Raw genomic sequence first — 20166 nt, 5'->3', positions numbered from 1 at the left:
TCTTTAGGTGGCGAGATACGAAAAATGATTTCTCAAGAAGTGAAAAATTATTTGCCTGAATTAGCTCTTCGACAAAGACAAGCCAATAACATCATATTTATTACTTTTTGGAGCCAATTCTCAGTATACGCACTCAATACCATATTGGTTTTATTTTTAACTCGTCCCGTATGGTCTCAAGGGTTGGGTTACAGTCAAGCCAAAGCATACGCTTTTATTGGAGTAGCTCATGCAATGGGTTATCTCATGCCCATGCTTGGTGGATATATGGCTGATACTGTAGTGGGGATTAGAAGATCTATTCTTCTTGGGAGTATTCTATTGGCCTGCTCTTATTTGCTCCTTATGATCAGTGGGTATACAGTAAGTTCTCTAGGAGATACGTTTTTCATTGCTGCTTATGCATTTATACCTGCCACCAACTCCCTTTTAATGGGAACCTCTTCAAGTATGGTATCACATATTTATTCGGATGATGCCGTCAAAGCAAAATCGGCTATGACCTATTATTACATCGCAATAAATGTCGGTGCATTATTAGCCACCTTAATTGCTCCGCTGCTTTTTGAAAGCCGTTATGGTCCGCTTTCTATCCTTACATTGACCTTTGTAGGTAAATCAATTGCAGCTTTAAATTTTGCAAAACGCTACTCTATTTATGAAAATGTCATTTGGGGTAAAGATCAATCCAAACTCTCTAAATCAGGTATACTTCGTTTAATTACCTATATAATCACTATTTATGTACTGACCTTATTTGCCTACTCTCATGTTTATATTGCCAGCACAATCATCGCATCAGGTTGTTGCACAGGAATTATGTGGTTTTTAAGAAAAACACTAACACTTAAGGGTATTGTACGCGACAAACAAATGATTGCATTGTTGCTCATTGTCGAAGCAGTAGTTTTTTTTGTTATCTATAACCAAATGAATAGCACATTAATTTTATTTGCTGAAAATAATTCAGATCATAATTTATTTGGTTTAACTGTTTCACCAGCTCATTATCAAATATTAAATCCACTACTCATCTTAGCTATTGGCAGCCAGCTGCCTCGTTTTTATAAGGTATTTCCACGCTTCACTATCCCCTATCAATTTGCCGCAGGTACCGCGCTTGCGGGTATTGCTCTTTTGGTAATGGCATTCGCTGCTACAACTACTATTAATGGAATAATTAATGGCAACTACATCGCTTTAACCTATATCCTCATTTCTATTGCAGAATTATGGGTCAGTGCCATTGGCTTAAGTATGGTAGGCCTATATTGTGACAAAAACTCGATTGCCTTTGCTATGGGTGTATGGTATCTCGCAAGCTCTCTGGCACATGCCATATCCGGAAGAGTTGCTGCTTGGGTTGCTATTCCTAGCACGATTAACTCGCCCATAGATAGCCTTCCTTATTATTTAAACTATTATTTAGTATTGGGGGTAAGTGCCATGCTAGTAGGTATAATCATGTATTTTTTCGCCTATTTTTTACAAAAAATAATGAGAAAAAGAGGCGTTATTTTAGGTTAAATTTTAAAAATTGACGCCAATAATAGACCTCTTTCCAAAATCGCTAAGAGAGTGAAGTGCGAGAAGATGCGAAGTACCGAACCGGAGTATACACACGCCAGTACATGAGAATTCAAGCACCACATCGATGAAGCAATTCGCCTCCTCATGAGAGCTTGGAGAGGCCTAGTAAATAAAACTGCAAGAGCTCTAAAAATACCCCTAAAGCTTGGCATTGAGGATTGAGATAAAAAATTTCGTGACCAATTCTTGTTAAGCCCACAAAAAGATCTTTAATTTATCAATTATTTTTATTTTTGATCATGAAGGCATTAGTAGTTACATATGGCATTATTTTTTAATAAGAAATATGCTTGCTTGTTAGGTACCTAATTCGTACTATCTATACTTTTTTGACCAGAGTGTATTTCATATGAAGATTTATTTTCCAAATATTACATTTCAAGGCAGCCCATTTATTTGGGAGTTAGATGAAAAATCTCATCAAGCTACGTGCTTATTGTATTGCATTAAAAAAGAAACTCATGTGCAATTTGAACCCCCAGTATCCCCTGATATGTTTAAAAAATTTCCTGGTGTAATTATTGATAATGAAGCAGTTATCATTAAAGACATCAGAACCTTTAATGCAACATACAAAAATTTAGACCAGCTGAATGAGCCAAAAAGCAAAATTACTCAACCTGGTACTCTTCTAAAACAAAAGTCTTCCTTTTTTGGTTCACAAAAAGATAAAATCCCAGGAGGGGGCACTTCGTCTTCAAAGCTCCAGAAACGCAGTTTAAGCTATAGTTCTCTTCCTCTTTATAGCCGCATCATTTTGGATGAATTAATCAAAAATGATCATGCGAACTCTTCTTTATGGGGTGATACAGTTGCATATGAAACCTATTTTGAAGAAAAAACAAGTAATGACTCAAAAACACGTGGGGCTATATTTTTAAAGTCCTTGATGTCGTTTAATGTTATGGTGCAATATGAAAAAAATCGTCGACTTTACCCTTTAAAATCAAAGTTAATTAAAGAAATTCGCGGATTATTAGACGTACTTGATCCAATCTATATGAGTTGGATTGTTCAAGAAGAAAACACCCGGTTCTCCAGAAAATCGATTTTTCGTTATTTTCAAAACGCCGTATTGGAAGCCATGCTCAATGGTACTCTTAACAACAAACCGACAGAATTTGAAGTAGAATCATCCAAGTTAACTCCAGCACTACAAAAATATGCAATAAATAAAGCACGAGCTCTACGTGCTGAGTTAATGTTAATGAAATTCAATGTATTAATTAATCAGGAACTACCTCTTGAGCTTTCACTTAGCGAAAAGAAAGCAAAAAAATTTTTATCAGAGCTCGCATCTTTGCGTGAGCATATACTCGTACAACCTAAAGATGTCCTTGATGATATAAAAGTACGATTAGAAAGGATTGCTGAATTGATTATTAAATCCGGAATTATTGAAGAATCTAATAAGCAGTTAAGTATGCAATTAAATCATGAGTTCAGTATTAAAGCACCTGTGATCATGGGTTTTCATTCATTCCAAGCACTGTTGCAAACTTTATTAGAGAACCAATTAACGGATAATAAAAAAGGGTTAATCCCTGATATTGTTATTAAAGTAACAAAAGAAACAATAACTCAAATAGATAAAACGTTTGCAATGGAGCATACTCAATATTTTGCCCGATTATCCACCTTAATAGACAGTAATTTTTATTTGCATCAGGAATGGGCAAATCAGTTAGCGATTGAATTAGCGGCAATTAAACTCAAGCATCCCAAAGATGAGAAAAAAGTAACTGCTTACAGTCAACTAATTGCTGAGAAAGTAGTCGATTTCTTGCATCATCAATTGCATGAATATGCCCCTACTCAAGATGGAGTTGCAACGACAAATTCCATGTTCATCATGTAAAGAAATATCTTTTAATTCAACAATGTAGCCCAGGAAATTATTCCTGGGTTGCTACACTTCACCCAGGCTACAAAAATATGATTAAGTGTTCAACCCCGGCCGTATTCGTCACATTTTGCGAGAAATCAGCAAACATTAACATGAGGAGCCATGAAGCTTTACAAATAGATATTAATTATCCAAGCCTAAATTGTCTTGTTTAAATATCCGGTCAGCACGATAGCTTGAGCGCACTAAAGGACCAGAAGCTACTTCAAAAAATCCCTTTTTTAATCCGATTTGTCTTAGTTCGGCAAAGGTCTCAGGAGTCACATAACGCTCAATAGGCAAATGGTTTTTTGTTGGTTGTAAGTACTGTCCTAGAGTAAGAATATCTACATTATGCCGACGCAAATCATCCATTGTTTGAATAATTTCTTCATCTGTTTCGCCTAAACCTAACATCAAACTGGTTTTAGTAAGTACATCAGGTCTATAACGTTTTGCAAATGCTAGGACGTTTAATGTTTGTGTATAACCTGCCCTATTGTCACGTACTGGATGAGTCAAACGTTCTACCGTTTCTACATTTTGCGCAAATACATCAACACCACTATCCAATAATATTGCTACATCTCGTTCTACACCTTGAAAATCAGGCGTTAGTGCCTCCACTTTGGTTTTGGGAGAACGTTGTTTAATCGCACAAATGGTTTGTGCATAATGATTTGCGCCACCATCTGGTAAATCATCTCTGTTTACCGAGGTTAACACAACGTAGTCCAGGTTCATTAATGCTACTGTATTTGCTGTATTTTCGGGTTCTTGCGGGTCCAACCAGCCATGAGGATTTCCTGTATCTACTGCACAAAAACGACATGCACGTGTACATATCGCACCCATTAACATAATTGTTGCAGTACCGTGTGACCAGCATTCAGAAATATTAGGGCATTTTGCTTCTTCACAAACAGTAGCCAAACGGTGTTTTTGTACTTGTTCTTTTACTTGGTGATACTCAGGGGTAGTATGATTTACCACACGCAACCATTTAGGCTTAGGTAAACGCTCATAAACTTGCCCAGTTGGTTTTACTCCATCTTTAATTGCTGTTACACCATGAGATGTTCTATATTTTTTTCCGCTCTCTACAACAACGGGAATATTAATGGGCTTGCTCATGTTATCACCTGAAAAACAAAGAAAGATGATAATCCCAAATCGTCAAAATAAGATCAAGTCAAATTTAAAAAGCAACCAATAACTATCAAGACAAATAAAAGCACTAGCGATAATCCAAAGTAAGATAATGCGAATGGGTAGACGATTAAACTTACAGCGATAGCAAGTAGGAACAATAAACCAATAGTGGCTAATTTTGTTTTCAATGCAGCAAAACGTTCAAATTTGAGCAAAATAAAATAAACAAACAAAATCAAAAGCAAGGGAAGTATGTACACTCCCTGATAAAGAAGTTGATAGAAGCTTTCCTGCTGACTAGTTAATTTTTGGTCACCCAACCATTGTTCAAAAATTGCAGACCAATTCATCACACAGGTTTGTTGATACATTGTAGTGATCAATCCTAATAAAAAAGCCAATGAAAAATACAAAACCATAGGAGTCTGTTTTTTATAATATTGCGTCACAAAATAAATAGTCATTAAACCTAATGATACAGCCGGAATACGCATCCAAGGCAACAATTCAAAAAAGGTATTGGTGTAAACCTGTTGAAAATAATGCACAATTACCACAGAAGTAATAAATAAGAGGCTTGCGATAAGCTGTTTTTTCTTCTGTGTTTCGATTAAAAGAAAAGCAAGGAACCCCGCAAAACAAAAAAACGCACAAGGACTCAAGGAGTCCATAAATGCAATAGTAGTTGTAAAACGTAACCTCGAAGGTTTTTCTACCAATCCAGTAATAAATCGATTTGCATTTGCCGAATGGCGCAATGCATTCACTGTTTCTTCGGTTAATTTACCTTTATTTCCAATTTGTTTCTTACAATAATTAATTGCTTTTAATAAATCCTTTCCAGTGGTTTCTGCAGAAGTAAATCCAACCCAACGTGAATTACAAATATAAATTGATGGAACAGCAAAATCATCCATTTGCTGCGCACTCAATAGTTGATAAAAACGACTCAAGGCATCTTTGTCCTGATTAATATAATACCGTTGAACATTAAGATCAGGATTTTTTGCTTCTAATTCCTGAAAAAATGCATCAGCTTTTTGACAATGAGAGCAAGTAGACGACAGAAACATATCTATATTGAGAACCACTATGTTATCTGTTTTGGAATACCATGTAGGCGATAATTCAGCAGCCCACACAGGAGCATGAACTATTAAAAAAATTAGAAGCAATCTGCAGACTGTTTTCATATAAGTTATAAGTGCATTAAAAAAGACACTATATCATCCCCCCAAGCTCTGTTAATAGGTATGAATGTAATTTTCTAATTGCTCTATAACTCGAGCCTTATCTTCCAATAAATGGTAAAGTAAATCACCTATGGATAAAATAGCCACAAATTCATTATTTTCATCACGAACTAATACATGTCTCCTTTTGGTTGCAGTCATAGCTTGCATTGCTTTTTCTACAACATCATTAGGGCTAAGAATAGTAACATCCTTATGCACCACATCTGAAACCTTTCCTGTTTCCAGATTAATGCACTTGTGCAAACAAGAGCGCACTATATCCCGTTCGCTTACTATACCTACTAATTGATTGTTGTTATCTACTACAACTAATGCACCTATATCATATTCCGTCATCATATCAATGCTTTTTTTCACAGAATCATCAGAATGGATATAAACAATTTTTCGTTTAGACGTTGGCAAGGCATTATGAATTAGGTCAGCCATTTTTATTCTCCATTTGAATATACTTAACCTCCTTTATAAATATAGTACAAATGAAGAATATTAAAATCTATTGTCGAATAATTATGTGATTTTCTACAGAACGCACACCGGGAACCTGACGAGCTATCTGTTCCGCAATATCACTAAGCCGAATTTTTTTAACATATCCTGTCAGAATCACAACATCTTGGCTTGTTTGAACATGCACTTGTGATACAGCAAGATCATCATTGCGCATTAAAGCCTCTTGTACTGTTTGCGCCAAACTTGCACTCGGAGTAGACAAAGGAGTAAATGAACTAAATAAACCAGAGCTCGTCTTATTCGACTGACAACCAACTAATAAAAATAGAAAAAAAATAACAAGAGCATTAAGTAGGTACTTTTGCATAAAGGTCTCCGATATAAATTTCAACAATCCTGCCATACTTGGTGTAATTGTAAATATTATTTTTTCATTCTACTGCCCTAAGATGAGGAAGAAACTGCAGCTAAAATGAGCTAAACTCAAAGTGGCATAGTATGTACTTTAACTGATTAATATACAAATAAATATCCAAGAGACTATACTATTTCATAATAATAACTGTGATAAGACTTAAACCATGAAAAAAATGGCCAAAGTTGTTTTAAAAGAAAAGAGGTTATCAGAAAAATAAAAGAAAGTTAGTGAACCAGGACATCCCGGATGCAGTTATTGGTTTGTGAGCAAAAAAGGAAGAAACATATATTTCGCCCCAATATTGGTTAGAAATTGCGAAACGAAAAAGAGATCATGGTGGATTGCTTGGCATGACTGGTTAGTGAGACAATCAACCCAATGGCATGAATTTACCACCTAAAATTGATAGAAATTTACCTGATGCATCGGGAAAATTTGTGTTACAAAAATAAGACTCTAATAAAAAAATGATCTCTAAATTGAGTATAAAAATATGGACAAAGACTATTACAAAATAATGGGAGTAAGCGAGGACGCCTCTGATAAAGACATTAAGTTGGCATATCGAAAACTGGCTAGGAAATACCATCCTGATATAAGCAAAGAATCCCATGCAGAAGAACGCTTCAAAGAAATGGGTGAAGCCTATGAAGTTTTAAGAGATCCTGTAAAACGTGCAGAATATGATAATTATCGGAAAAATAAATCATTTTATCAAAAAGAAGCCCATGCTCATTGGGGTCCTGAACAATCTGAACGCTTTTATAGTAATCAATTTAATGAGGATTTATTTGAAACATTATTTGGTCATTCCCGCTATCATCAGCAACCAACGGCCGGACAAGACTATCATGGAAAAATTAATATCAGCTTGGAAGAAGCATTTACAGGAACAGTGAAAAACATCCAGGTCCCAATCGAACAAGAATCAAAAGTCACTATGCAAACCCTGAAAGTGAAAATACCAGCGGGTGTAAAATCAGGTCAACAAATTCGCCTTGCCGGACAAGGAGCTCCAGGAATACACGGAGGCACCCGCGGGGATATTTATTTAACGGTACATGTTGCTAAACACGCTTTTTTTGATGTAATAGATGGCGATATCTACCTCACCCTGCCTGTTACTCCATGGGAAGCTGCTTTAGGTGCAACAATAGTAGTCCCTACTCTGGGAGGAAAAATTGACTTAAAAATTCCTCCCGGTTCTCAAGGAGGGCAAAAATTAAGACTTAAAAATCGTGGTTTGCCTGGAGAAATACCCGGACACCAATACGTACTTTTGAAAATGATTACCCCACCGCCAACGACTGAAGAAGCAATAGAGTTCTACAAAAAAATGGCGCAAGTAATGCCTTTTAATCCACGTGACAAGATGGGGATCTAATCATGAAGCAAGACAATACACTAGTTGGCGTACTTATTGAAGAAACAACAACAATCTCATTCAGTGAAGTATGTCAAAAATATCATATACCTAAAAAATTATTACTTGAAATGGCAGAATATGGCTTATTTTCTTGCCAAACAATGAAAGCAGAGCATCTAAAATTAAATCAAAACGATTTACGTAAGATTGAATCCGCCTTCCGCTTACATCAAGATTTAGGAATTAATCTTCCAGGAGTAGCACTTGCATTAGAATTATTGGAAAAAATAGATCAATTAAATGAGGAACTTAATATTTTACGTAAACACTTTTGATTTATCCATCTTGACCTAAAGCCTGATCCTGCGGACAACCGCAGGACGGCAAGTAAGCAAAAAGCTACCTTCTTATGATCGAAAATTAGAAGCTTACTTTAGCGGAATTCAGATTATTCTATAAGGTGTCTTGTTTCGCAAGCTACAAAATCTGGAAATCATGTAAAAATTACTCAAGCAGATATTGATACATATTGTGATATGGTAATAAAATAGTACAAGGATACCTTTAAATTAAGTAAAACCTATGCGCCCTGTGTTTATAATTTTGATAGTCTCCTTGGTTGTTTTACAACATAAGCTATGGCTGGGCGATGGAAATTTAATTCAGTGGCATAATCTTGAAAAAAAATTGACAGCTCACGAACAAGAAAATAATAAGCTAGCAACACGTAATCGAACACTTGAAGCGGATATTAGAGAGTTAAAAAATGGTGATCAGGCTCTGGAAGAGCAAGCACGCTATGAATTTGGGATGATCAAAGGAACTGAAGTCTTTTATCAATTTATAGACTAGAAATAACAAACCACGAAGGAAGTATTGATCTTGGTCGAACGGACATAGGGGATGGTCATTACGATTAAAACAATCCCTATTACGCATTCAATAGTTCGAGATGCTCTGGGGGTCGCTTGTCCCAAAGGCTCAGTACAAATCCTCCTCCTCCGGAACCAGTAGGTTTTACAGCCAAGGCACCTTCTGCGATTAATCGATGCATATGTTGCTGCAAACTCTCGCTGATCAGTTTCCATTGATAAAAACAATCAGCAGCTTTATTAATTGCTTGCGCCAAAAAGGAAATTGCATCCACCCCTCCCTTCTCCAAAGCATTTCGAGCTTCTTCAACAGCCATAACCATTTGCTTATCAATTTGTTCGGCTAATACAAGATTTTTAGTCCATAAACTTTGTACCTGGTGAATACAATGAGAAGTAATTCCAATTTGTTTACATGAAGATAAAAAAAACTGAGGGTGAATTTTTTGTTGTAATGGAATAATTGTTCCTTCCCTAAAATAAAGCCCAACTTCCGTAGCAACACCTGCAACATCAAGTCCACTGCTTTTTCCGTGAAATAAATGCTCTAACTCCTTGGCAAAATCATTGCATTGACTCAGGTCTACCATGTTCTGCGCACAAAACCAACGACTCATCGCTACACAGAGTGCTGCTGAAGCACCCATCCCTACCCCCACAGGAATTGTGCTGTGTAAATGAAAATAACCACCTAATTCATTTAAAGAGCGCCCCAGTAATTGCATACCACGCTCCAACACACTCCAAAATAGAAGCTGCATATCGGCGCCACTGCTTCCCGTATAATTTGCTCCCAAAGAAGACGCACCAGCAGAATAACTTAAAGTTAATTTTTTTTCCTTGATTGGAAATACCAGAGCTGGATGCCCTCGTACTACAGCATGCTCACCTGCTAAAATCCATTTGCCAAAAGTTGTGGTTTCAAAATCAAAGAACATCATAATTGCCCAATAAATAATCACGTTTGAATTCACGTGCCAATTCTTCTTGGTCGGAACGATACAACAAATGGATGTTTGGTCCAGCATCCATAGTCACTATAGGACCATCATTTTTTTTATTCCAAAAGCTCTCTAGATTGTGTAGCAGATCAATACAGCTTTCTGTCATATATGAAAAAGGTTGTTCACAAGTACTAAACAAGCGATGCATATCTTGAAATTCACGCCAGCAGATTTGATAAGCTGCAGTCCAGTCTTTGCTCATGAATGCATCTAATAATAGTTTTAAGTTTTCCTTTGCCCTTTGGCTACGGGTTCCGTAAAAGGGACTACTTTTTACTCGTTGATGTGCTTCGCTTGAAGGAACTTCTTTCTTTTTATTACTAATCACAACACCTTGATAGATTAACTCCTCATAGGGTAAATCTACTCCTTTAACTTCATTTTCATCCCATAAAGCCCATGGAGAATAAAAAGACCTGCACGATGATCCTGATCCCAGACGGCTTAACTGTGCCTGCTCCTCAACAGAAGGCATGGGTTTATTTGTTAATTCACTCAAAGCAATTACAGCGCATCGAGTTAATGCAGCGAAACTTGATGCAGAACTAGCCATCCCACTACTGTGAGGAAAATTATTACAGGACTGCACTAAAAAACCACCCTCATACCCAAAATATGTTTTTACTCGGGAGAGATGGTTCAGAAATCTTTTTTGCGCTTCGGAAGAAAGAACAAAATTTTCGATTCCGGCAGGTACAATAAGCGGCTCCCAAATATCTTTTTTTGAACTCATTTTTTCCAGTCTTACTGTACTTTTAAGCTCATTTAAAGTATAGGATAACGAAGGGTTATCAGGACTATTTGAGTTATCATCCTTTTTCCCCATATATTTGATCAAAGCAATATTAGCTGGGGCATGGGCTAGCCAATACATAATTTCTCCTTGGGATCCATAAGTTATTTCAATGTCGCCTGGCTAAACAAAACCCCGAGGATTCCATCATAGGTTTCCCAGTTTACGTTTTCTTCCTGGGCTACTTTTCTTATAAATTTCGGAGCTACGTATAAAAATTTATTAATTATTATATTGTACGTAATTTTGAATTAGCCAATTGAGCCGTAGGTGTACCAGGATAAGCTCTCTCCACTTGTTGCAGGAATTTCCTGGCCTCCTGCTTATCACCTTGTGCAGCATAAGCATAGCCAACCTTTAACATGCTTGCAGCAGATTTACTTGAGGTGGGAAATTGTTGTAAAACCACATTAAAATGCTCTATAGATTTTGGATAATCTTTTTTGACCAAATAAAGCTCACCTAGCCAATATTGTGCATTAGCAGTATAACCACCCGTGGGATATTTTTGAACAAATACATTCATCGCATTTAAAGCATCATCATACCGTTTGCTTTTTACTAATTCATAAGCGGCTAAATAGCTAATTTGCTCATCTGCAGGATTTACTCTAGAGGTAGTAGTTGTTGATACTGGAACTGGTGTAGGAATAACCGATTTACTTGCCTGAACATTAGATGCAGGTACATTTGCTTTAGTTGAAGTTTCTTTTGAACCAGCAGAAAGATCTAAAGCAGGGTTACTGGGTGAAGATTTAGCAGAATTACTTCCACTTAAGCGTGCATCTAAGTCTTTATAAAAAGCAACTTGTTGTTGCTGTAATAACTTTAAATCATGGGCTTGTACTTCTAATTGACCACGCAACTCTTGTATTTCTTGTTGCAAGCTTTGGATTTTGTCAATCAGCTTGGCATTATCGGTAATGTTATTACTTGAACTATTTGCTTGATCATCTTTAGCAAGCGCGGGCTCATCATCGATTTGGAAATTATCAATTGTATAACTCTCGTTTCGAGCTACATCAAACTGACCACTTTCAATTTTTGGTTCATTGTACTTAGGGCCATAAGCAGGTGTTTCATACGCCTGCTGGCCCTCAATGATTGCAAAATTATCACTATCATCAACAACAGGTGCTTCTGACCAACAGGCCAGAGGAAGCATCAATATAAAACCTGTAGCGATAATGTGTTTTTTGCAATTTATCATCTTGTTGCCTCATAAGTAAATTCTACACGTCGATTTTGTGCATGTGACGCTTGATCATGTCCTAAATTAATTGGACGCTCTTTACCATAGCTTACAACACGGATTTGTTGTCTGTTAACACCAGCCATACGTAAAATATCAGCTACAGTATTTGCACGTCGCTCGCCAAGAGCTACGTTGTATTCACGGCTACCACGCTCATCTGTATGTCCTGCTAATAACACACGCGCACCAGGATGCGTCTTTAAGTATTCTGCCTGAGCATTAACCGATGGTAAATATTTGGGAGCCAAATTACTATCATCGTAAGAGAACAAATACAATTGATTATGAGGTGCCTTGGTTGTATAAGACTCACCTGGTTCTTGACCAGAAAAATGAGTGAATTGTCCTAGGCCTTGGGCCTCAGCTTCACTCACGCCTACCCCTCCTTCAGCACTACCTGGTGTCTTAGAACAAGCTACAACGAAAACAGCACCCGCCACAAGCAGACCTAATTTACCTAATGATCCGGCTTTCATCCTCAATCTCCTTTGTACTTTTTATTATTAATAAACTTCGAAATACCCATGTAGGGTTCATGGGGGCACATTGTACAATTCTTTTTATTTTTTGGCTACAGTACTATTAATCGTCGCAAGTCCTCAAATCAAAGATCGGGGCCAAGCTGTTTATAAGTTTTCTTGGTCCCATTTTATTGCACGTAAAGCTTCGTTTTAATTAAGTCAATTCACAGGAAGACATCCTCTAGTGTTCGATATGAGATACCATAAAATGAGTCAGGTTCGCAGTAAACTGTTGAGCCGCTTTATTTGCAGCGATCACTCCCCCATAGGGTGTATCACTGGGACACGGGATCCGTAAATTAATAATTTTTGAAGCTAAGACGTTATTATCACTAACATGAGTTAAAACAACTTTGGCTGAAAACTCAAGAACGCTTGGTTTTTTAAGAAAGTTTTGTTGCAGAGAAAGTAATTGAGTATCTAATCGATAAGTTGCACCTAAGGTATACGCATTAGAAGTAACCGCTTCAAAAAGATTTGTCCGTTGTAAGCTTTGCAGAATTAAAGGGTAAAGCATATCTGCAGGTGGATTTGTCCATGCATTTTTTGCAAAAGGCTCCAGCGCATATGGTTTTTTAATATAAAGCATTTGTTCTGTTTGATACCCCGCAGCAGCATCAGGTGTCGTAACCAACAAAGTAATGGGCATCGGTTTTTTAGCCAACTGTTTTATACTGTATGCACTGAGTTGATATTGATTTTTTACAGAAATTTTAACTGGCGAGCATGCACAAAGTATTGCTGTGCTTAAACTCGCAAGAAATGCAGTCAACTTACTCATCTTTTATTCTCCAGGCCCAGGTTTTGGTGGCTTAGTTCCACGAATAACCACAGCAGGGTTTTGACGCATTTCACTACTCACCTTTTCCAAATTTGCAGAAATTGTGTTCAATCGTCGTAATAAGATTACAGCAGGTGGCAGCGCCTCCTCGGAAATTTTATCAATCGCATTTTTCCCTGTACCCATAGTTTTTGATACACTGCTCCCGGCTTTACTCAAACTTTCCGCCATAGTATTAAATTTAGATATCCCCACTCGTAATTCCTCAAGCATGTGCGGGAAATCACGACTTGTCTTGGCAAGATTATCCATTAAAATATTAAGATTCTTGCCATTACGTGCAAGATCTTTAGAAAAATGATCAACATTAGTTAAGATATGGCGTATATGTTTCGCATTTTTCTCATTAAATATACGTTTTGCTTCATCACTTACAACACCTATATCTTCAGAAACCTTTTTTAGAATACTATCCAATTGATTAAATACAGAAGGTTTTGAAGGAATAACAGGATATGGCTCATCCGGCATTTGAGGAATTGGGGTCAGATCAGAAGTACTTGCGCTCAAACCAATATAAGTGATACCAGTAATTCCTTGTGAATTTAATGTGGCATAAGTACTGGTTGTAACAGGTGTTCCCTCTTCGATATTCAACAAAATTTCAACTTGTCTCGGATCATTTTGATTCAATTTTATTTCTTTTACATAACCAACTTGTACACCATTATATTTCACAGGAGCGTCCTGAGTCAGACCAGTTGCCGCTTCATGCATATAAACGGTGTATGTAATGTATTTTTTTTGATTAAAACCAACAGACAACCACAACATTGTAGCTACCAATCCTACCAGTAATATAAGTACGACTACACCTACTATGGTGTAATTGGTTTTAGCTTCCAAGTATTCTGTCTCCAGTTACATTTTACTAAAATAACCCGCAATTATGTTATTCTTATTCTTCATTAAATCATCAATCGGCTCGACACTTAAGATTTTTCCGTCACCGATAAAGGCTACTCGATCTGTAGTTCGTTTTAAAGATTCTATATCATGACTCACCATAACTATAGTGAGCTTTAAAGAATCTCTTAAAAAAACAATCAGCTCATCAAAAAGTCTTGCACTTAGTGGATCTAAACCTGTAGTTGGCTCATCTAAAAATAACAACTCCGGATCCATTGCAATTGCACGTGCTGCAGCGGCCCTTCTTTGCATTCCACCACTCAATTCTGAGGGTAATTTACCTGCAGCTTCTTTGGGTAAGCCAACTAAAACGACTTTGAGCAAGGCCAGTTCATACATAAACTCATGATCCAGATTAGTAAATTCTCGCATAGGAAACATGATATTTTCCAATACATTCATTGATGAAAATAATGCACTATGCTGAAAAAGCATTCCCCATCGCCGACGAAGCAAAAACGATTGCTCTGCATCAAGATTACTAATGTTTTGGCCAAATATTTTAATACAACCTGCCGTAGGCTTTAGTAACATCAGTAAACTACGTAATATCGTTGTTTTTCCACTCCCTGAGCCACCAATAATAGCTAAAATTTCCCCTTTTTCTACGGTCAAATTCACATCACTATGCACCCATTGACCTCCAAGACAATTCTTTAGCCCTTTAATTTCGATAATGGGTTCGCTCATCTATAAATGCATCCGACTATAAATGACTGAATAAATTGCATCAGCAATAATAATTAGAAATAGTGCTTGTACTACACTTCTGGTAGTTTGGCTGCCAATATTTTTTTCCGTACCTGCTTCTACTCTAAACCCCTGATAACAACCAACCAAGCTTATTAACAATGCAAACGCGGGTGCTTTATAAAGACCTAAATTTAACTGCGGGATCCCAACAGAGTCTCTTAATCGTTGTAAAAAATCAACAAAACTAATTCCCAGCATGTTATTGGACATGATCATTGCGCCTAAAATACTAAAAACATCAGACCAAAAAATCAATAAAGGAAACGAAATCAATAGCCCTAGAACTTTAGGGAGCACTAATAATTCAGTAGGAGAAAGCCCCATCGTCAATAACGCATCAACTTCTTCATTTAGTTTCATACTGCCAATTTGTGCGGTAAATGCGGAACTAGTACGTCCAGCAACAATAACTGCTGTCATTAACGGTGCAAATTCACGAAAAATAGCCATACCTGATAAATAGGCAATAAAGCTGTTGGCACCATATGTTTGCAATTGCAATCCCATTTGATAAGCCAAAACCACCCCAATTAGAAAAGAAAGCAAAGCAAGAATAGGTAATGCGGTCACGCCTGTAGCGTGAATATTTGAAATGATACTGGGTATTTGAAAGCGGCGCCAATTACCAAATGCATTAAATATTTTAGTGGTCAAATCACCAACTAAAGCAAGAAGGCCATCTACTTGACGAAATTTGCTCTCTGATTCCTTCCCCAATTGATAAAATACATTTTCTTTAGGAGGAGAAGGAATTTGATAACCTAATATGTCTTTTTTTGATTTAATTAAATTGACAAGTTGCTGTTGTGTTTCGGTAAAATCAGACAGTTCTACCTGATTTTTTCGTTGTTCCAGCATGTCAATATATTTAATGAGAGCCAACGCTCCTGCACTATCAAAATAACTGACACCTTCGCCGCTAATAATCACTTTTTGGGTTTTGGGCAGTTCATCCACATTCAACCGAACTAATAAATTTTCAATTTTTAAAACAGACCAGGCACCTGTACAGTGAAATCTGGCAAGTTCCTTATCGTAAGTGATTTGCGCGCTATTTTGTACCATAGTCTTGTGTATTGAAAAATAACCTCCAGAATAATATTAATATTCTGGAAGAAGAACAAAAACAATAGAATATGGTAACACAATAACAAGATATTCGGATAGAGTAAAAAAATAGTCTGAGTACAAACAAACCTCAAACTATTTATTTCTTGTAAACGATTAAATAGTTGCTTTTACGGAACCAATTGCATTACTTAGGTCGTTAATTTTGTGTCCTCCGTCAGTTGTTGCAGGTTTAAACATCGATAATTCATGCACACGGAGCGAGGAACCCGCGCGATCAAGTCCGGAATTTATAAGTTCAACCAGATCGTCTAAGAATTTCTCCCACCAACCACGGTATGCCCGTAATGTTTTTATACTGTCATTATCGTCATTTAGAATTTTTTGGCTATTTAATTTAAAAGTATCTAATTGTCCATCCCGAATGTACTGATTAACCAATAGCGCTATCTGAGTATGAATGTTTGCGGCAGCTTTTGCAGCTTCTCGATATTTCGCCTCTCCTTCTTGATTCTTCTTCTTATGATACTCTTTAGCTTTCGTGTCATATTTTGTGTACTTTGTATGAAGTGTTCTTAATTTTTCCTTAACCTCAGTGAGCTGAGAATTTCTCTGTCTTCTACTTTTCTGATCAACATGCTTATCGTGATACTGCATTTCCATATCCTGCTTTTTACTCCCAGTGACATGCATGGGTTTTGGTTTATCAAAGGATAAACTTTGTTTTGTTACTGGCTGAAATAATCCCTCACTCCTAAGTTTAGTTTGAGTAAGAAGAGTACTTTTCGTAACAGAAAGCTCATCTAAAACACATTCTTCTGGTAATAACTCACTAGTGTCCTTTTTTTCTGGTTCATGAACTCTTGGCGATGATTCAATTGGAGTTACTGGAAAAAATCGTGCATTCAATTCTTCCGTTAATTCCCGAATCTGTAAATCTAACCCACTAATAGCTTTGCTATGATATGGCGTTAAATTAGTAGCAGACTGAGGAACTCGCTTTTTTTTCTCTTCATATCTTCTTGAAATTTGTGTTAACTCTATAGCATTTTTACATTTTTTCAATTGTTCAATGTATGTATTTCTCATGCCCAAGGCAGCTTCATAAGCTTTTTTTTCTTTAGCATTTTTTCCCATGACACCTCCTTACAAATAAAATCCAAATTATATCGCTCTCAATTTACACTTCATGCCAAAAAAATACCAGGAAATTTAAATTAAAAAACAATATTCTGTACAAAAAAAACTATTCGATTACCAATAAATCATAAAAAACAAACCATTATTGCGTAACAAATGAAATGGCTTTAGCCACATTAACGATTTATAAATTTATAAATAAAGCGGATAAAGAAATTGATGATGATGAATTTAACATCATTTATTGGATTGAATATTCCTATACAGATAACCTACGCACTTTAATCATGCAGAGACGTCTCATACAAATAAAATAAAATTCATATAATACCTATGATTTTCAGGTAGTTTGCTTCTCTATTTTATGATAAAATTGTTTTCATTTTTTTCAAGAAACTAAAAATCAGGTATGCAAGAAAATTACAGCCAATTTGAACAACGCAAACATGGCATTACAAAACTTGCGTCAATGCCGGCTACTCAAAGGAGAAAGCATGCCTTTATCTTCTAACACTGATGAGCTATTCCGTGGATTTTCCAAGCTCTCTCGTGAAGAACGCTTTAACCGCTTGTTAGCTCTAGGAGCAATAACTCCTGAGGATATTTCTTTTCTTAAAAACGGCGGCATAAAAGATTTAAATTTAGCTGATAAACTGATTGAAAACGTAATCGGTTATTTTCAGCTTCCTTTAGGTGTAGCAACCAATTTCAATATTAATGGCCAAGACTATGTTATTCCAATGGCTGTTGAAGAAACATCCATCATTGCAGCCTTATCCAAATCTGCTAAATGGATTAGACAATGCGGTGAAATAAAGACCTGGGTTCAGGGCGAATGCATTTTAGGTCAAATTCAATTGGCAAAAGTAAAAGATTTCTCTAAATTTTCTCAGATTTTTCATGAAAACCGAACCCATCTGATTAATAGAGCCAATAAAGATGTTGCAGATAACATGGTAAAACGCGGCGGCGGCGTCATGGATTTGCAATTAAGACAGCTCAAAAGAGAAGATAGTCAAGACATGGCCGTGATTCATTTGACCATGAATAGCTGTGACGCCATGGGAGCCAATATTATTAATCAGGTTCTTGAATACTTAAAAACACCTATAGAGCAGTTAACTGGTGAAGAAGTAACCATGTGTATTTTGTCGAATCTAAATGATCAAAAGCTAACAACAGCACGAGTTATAATACATACGATTGATCCTGAGCTTGGCCAAAAACTACAAGAAGCATCACTCTTTGCCGAAATGGATCCTTATCGAGCCGCTACTCATAACAAAGGGGTAATGAATGGCATTGATCCTGTTTTAATCGCTACTGGAAATGACTGGCGCGCAGTTGAAGCAGGGGTACATGCCTATGCCGCCCGCGATGGAAAGTATCAAGCAATAACACGTTGGCGCTATCACGATGGAATACTCACAGGACAACTTACTGCTCCAATTATTGTAGGAACTATAGGTGGTGTTACCTCATTGCACCCTACTGCAAAAATGTGTTTACGGATGATGAATATTACTTCAGCGAATCAATTAGCTCAAGTCATTGCTGCAGTGGGCTTGGTGCAAAATTTGGGTGCAATTAAAGCATTATGTACCGAAGGCATTATTCAGGGCCATATGAAATTACATATTGATAATCTTCTTTTGGCAGCAGGCGCCAATGAAAATGAAATACCGGTACTTAAAGAGCATTTGCAAAAATGGTTGGATTTACATAAAAGAATTAGTCTTAATAATGCTCATGATTTATTAGCTAAAATCAGACAAACACCGATTGCTGTATGAAATGGTCAATACCGGCAAAAACCTTTTTACTGGGTGAGTACGCTGCTTTAGCTGAGGCTTCTGCACTTCTTCTCATAACTGCTCCCTGTTTTGAGCTTACATTAACAACACAAGAAAAGTTAGCTGAAATCCACCCTGAATCTCCCGCTGGACTTTGGTGGCTGCAACAAAACTCAAAGCAAGGTCTTTTATGGCATGATCCATATGCAGGCCGAGGAGGATTAGGGGCCTCCAGTGCACAATTCTTGGCAAGCTATTTAGCGGGTTGTTTCATAAATAACACTACGCCTGATTTAAATAAAATGCTAAGCGCTTATTATGAATCATCATGGTTTGGAAAAGGTTTGAGGCCTAGTGGATATGATATAATAGCACAGTCACAGCAAGGATGTGTGTACATTAATAAACAACAAAAAATGATAAAGTCTTATATTTGGCCTTTTCAAGATTTATCGTTTTTTCTCATCCATACAGGGATGAAACTTGCCACACACCATCATTTACTAGACTCCACCCTTCCTGATCAGATTGATTATTTATCCTTTTTAGTAGATGAAGCAAAACAAGCATTCGAGCAGATTGACTCTCAAAAATTGATTACAGCCATAAATAGCTATCATCAAAAATTAACCGAGTTAAATTTGGTAGCAGAACACAGTTTAAAATTTATTAGTGAGTTTAAAAAATATCCAGAAATATTGGCAATAAAAGGTTGCGGTGCTTTAGGTGCAGATGTTTTACTGCTTGTCACTTCAGCAGAAAAAGCTCAAATCCTCGCTGATAAACTAAAAATACAGAACTGGACTATTCTGGCTACAGAAAAAAATATTTATTTTCAAACCCAATTAACTCTGGAATCTTCTTTTTTATAGAGCATCAATTTGTACAAAAAAATATTTATGTCCTTAAAAATAGCAAAAATAGTAGAAACATCATAAAAAGACTTGAAATTCTGTGCTAATCCGGTATTATTCCAGCCTCTTTAGGGCCGTTAGCTCAGGTGGTAGAGCAGGAGGCTTTTAACCTCTGTGTCATAGGTTCGAATCCTATACGGCCCACCAGTTTTAGAGTACACTTTTAAAAAATATTTTGTCTGC

Annotated in this window: 20 protein-coding genes and 1 tRNA gene; 8 read left to right on the top strand and 13 right to left on the bottom strand. The window is 36.7% G+C overall.

All coding sequences use genetic code 11. From position 1 onward, the window contains the following. Positions 1-24 precede the first annotated feature (24 nt). Together Ltuc_RS03365 and Ltuc_RS03360 are read left to right on the top strand one after the other, a co-directional pair. Entirely contained in the window at positions 25-1527 is a 1503-nt protein-coding gene (locus Ltuc_RS03365) for a peptide MFS transporter (RefSeq protein ID WP_058519927.1), read from the top strand. A 412-nt stretch (positions 1528-1939) separates the two neighbouring features. Next, positions 1940-3448, top strand: coding sequence for a hypothetical protein (locus tag Ltuc_RS03360; RefSeq protein ID WP_058519926.1), 1509 nt, complete (start codon positions 1940-1942; stop codon positions 3446-3448). 171 nt (positions 3449-3619) lie between these two features. On the opposite strand, the gene lipA is transcribed toward Ltuc_RS03360, so the two are convergent. The 4 genes from lipA to Ltuc_RS03340 form a co-directional block, all read right to left on the bottom strand. Further along, the gene (gene lipA / locus Ltuc_RS03355) at positions 3620-4609 is read right to left on the bottom strand and encodes a lipoyl synthase (protein WP_058519925.1); all 990 of its coding nucleotides are present in this window, start codon (positions 4607-4609) and stop codon (positions 3620-3622) included. A gap of 53 nt (positions 4610-4662) precedes the next feature. Then, positions 4663-5820, bottom strand: coding sequence for a thioredoxin domain-containing protein (locus tag Ltuc_RS03350; protein ID WP_058519924.1), 1158 nt, complete (start codon positions 5818-5820; stop codon positions 4663-4665). Positions 5821-5871: 51 nt separating this feature from the next. After that, positions 5872-6312, bottom strand: a complete 441-nt coding sequence (locus Ltuc_RS03345) for a CBS domain-containing protein (RefSeq protein WP_058519923.1) — start codon at positions 6310-6312, stop codon at positions 5872-5874. Between the two features lie 67 nt (positions 6313-6379). Continuing rightward, positions 6380-6703, bottom strand: a complete 324-nt coding sequence (locus Ltuc_RS03340; protein WP_058519922.1) for a BON domain-containing protein — start codon at positions 6701-6703, stop codon at positions 6380-6382. Positions 6704-7247: 544 nt separating this feature from the next. Here Ltuc_RS03340 and Ltuc_RS03335 point away from each other — a divergent pair. The 3 genes from Ltuc_RS03335 (at position 7248) to ftsB (ending at position 8972) form a co-directional block, all read left to right on the top strand. Beyond that, positions 7248-8138 carry a DnaJ C-terminal domain-containing protein gene (locus Ltuc_RS03335; RefSeq protein WP_058519921.1) on the top strand — a complete coding sequence of 297 codons (891 nt, stop codon included), beginning with the start codon at positions 7248-7250 and terminating at the stop codon, positions 8136-8138. A gap of 2 nt (positions 8139-8140) precedes the next feature. Continuing rightward, entirely contained in the window at positions 8141-8455 is a 315-nt protein-coding gene (locus Ltuc_RS03330; protein ID WP_058519920.1) for a chaperone modulator CbpM, read from the top strand. A gap of 247 nt (positions 8456-8702) precedes the next feature. Continuing rightward, the gene (gene ftsB / locus Ltuc_RS03325) at positions 8703-8972 is read left to right on the top strand and encodes a cell division protein FtsB (RefSeq protein ID WP_058519919.1); all 270 of its coding nucleotides are present in this window, start codon (positions 8703-8705) and stop codon (positions 8970-8972) included. A 79-nt stretch (positions 8973-9051) separates the two neighbouring features. On the opposite strand, the gene Ltuc_RS03320 is transcribed toward ftsB, so the two are convergent. The 9 genes from Ltuc_RS03320 to Ltuc_RS03280 form a co-directional block, all read right to left on the bottom strand. Then, positions 9052-9930: a mevalonate kinase family protein gene (locus tag Ltuc_RS03320; RefSeq protein WP_058521586.1), complete on the bottom strand. Its 879-nt coding sequence runs from the start codon at positions 9928-9930 to the stop codon at positions 9052-9054. Further along, a complete protein-coding gene (locus Ltuc_RS03315) occupies positions 9920-10870 on the bottom strand; it encodes a diphosphomevalonate decarboxylase (RefSeq protein ID WP_058519918.1) in 951 nt (316 codons plus the stop codon). Before Ltuc_RS03315 ends, Ltuc_RS03320 begins: the two co-directional genes overlap by 11 nt. A 148-nt stretch (positions 10871-11018) precedes the next feature. Then, complete coding sequence (gene ybgF / locus Ltuc_RS03310; protein ID WP_058519917.1) at positions 11019-11999, bottom strand: tol-pal system protein YbgF; 981 nt, start codon at positions 11997-11999, stop codon at positions 11019-11021. After that, positions 11996-12520, bottom strand: a complete 525-nt coding sequence (pal, locus tag Ltuc_RS03305; RefSeq protein ID WP_058519916.1) for a peptidoglycan-associated lipoprotein Pal — start codon at positions 12518-12520, stop codon at positions 11996-11998. The genes ybgF and pal overlap by 4 nt, the downstream gene beginning before the upstream one ends. 226 nt (positions 12521-12746) lie before the next feature. Continuing rightward, on the bottom strand, positions 12747-13346 hold the full coding sequence (locus Ltuc_RS03300; protein WP_058519915.1) for an ABC-type transport auxiliary lipoprotein family protein: 600 nt from the start codon (positions 13344-13346) through the stop codon (positions 12747-12749). Between the two features lie 3 nt (positions 13347-13349). Then, complete coding sequence (locus tag Ltuc_RS03295) at positions 13350-14252, bottom strand: MlaD family protein (protein ID WP_193786838.1); 903 nt, start codon at positions 14250-14252, stop codon at positions 13350-13352. 15 nt (positions 14253-14267) lie between these two features. After that, a complete protein-coding gene (locus Ltuc_RS03290; protein WP_058519914.1) occupies positions 14268-15005 on the bottom strand; it encodes an ABC transporter ATP-binding protein in 738 nt (245 codons plus the stop codon). Further along, complete coding sequence (locus tag Ltuc_RS03285) at positions 15006-16133, bottom strand: MlaE family ABC transporter permease (protein WP_058519913.1); 1128 nt, start codon at positions 16131-16133, stop codon at positions 15006-15008. Positions 16134-16292: 159 nt separating this feature from the next. Further along, positions 16293-17273 carry a hypothetical protein gene (locus tag Ltuc_RS03280; protein WP_058519912.1) on the bottom strand — a complete coding sequence of 327 codons (981 nt, stop codon included), beginning with the start codon at positions 17271-17273 and terminating at the stop codon, positions 16293-16295. Positions 17274-17770: 497 nt separating this feature from the next. Between Ltuc_RS03280 and Ltuc_RS03275 the strand changes: the two genes are divergently transcribed. The 3 genes from Ltuc_RS03275 to Ltuc_RS03265 all read left to right on the top strand — a co-directional run bounded on the left by Ltuc_RS03275 (position 17771) and on the right by Ltuc_RS03265 (position 20130). Beyond that, positions 17771-19069 carry a hydroxymethylglutaryl-CoA reductase, degradative gene (locus Ltuc_RS03275; RefSeq protein WP_058519911.1) on the top strand — a complete coding sequence of 433 codons (1299 nt, stop codon included), beginning with the start codon at positions 17771-17773 and terminating at the stop codon, positions 19067-19069. Next, positions 19066-19941 (top strand): hypothetical protein, encoded by an 876-nt coding sequence (locus tag Ltuc_RS03270; protein ID WP_058519910.1) that lies wholly within the window; start codon positions 19066-19068, stop codon positions 19939-19941. The genes Ltuc_RS03275 and Ltuc_RS03270 overlap by 4 nt, the downstream gene beginning before the upstream one ends. 113 nt (positions 19942-20054) lie before the next feature. Continuing rightward, positions 20055-20130 (top strand) — tRNA-Lys (locus Ltuc_RS03265). The last annotated feature ends 36 nt before the right edge of the window (positions 20131-20166 follow it).

It is taken from the genome of Legionella tucsonensis (assembly GCF_001468035.1).
Taxonomy (GTDB): Bacteria; Pseudomonadota; Gammaproteobacteria; order Legionellales; family Legionellaceae; genus Legionella; species Legionella tucsonensis.
Note: the sequence above shows the minus strand (reverse complement) of the source record. Positions and strands in the feature narration are given on the sequence as shown.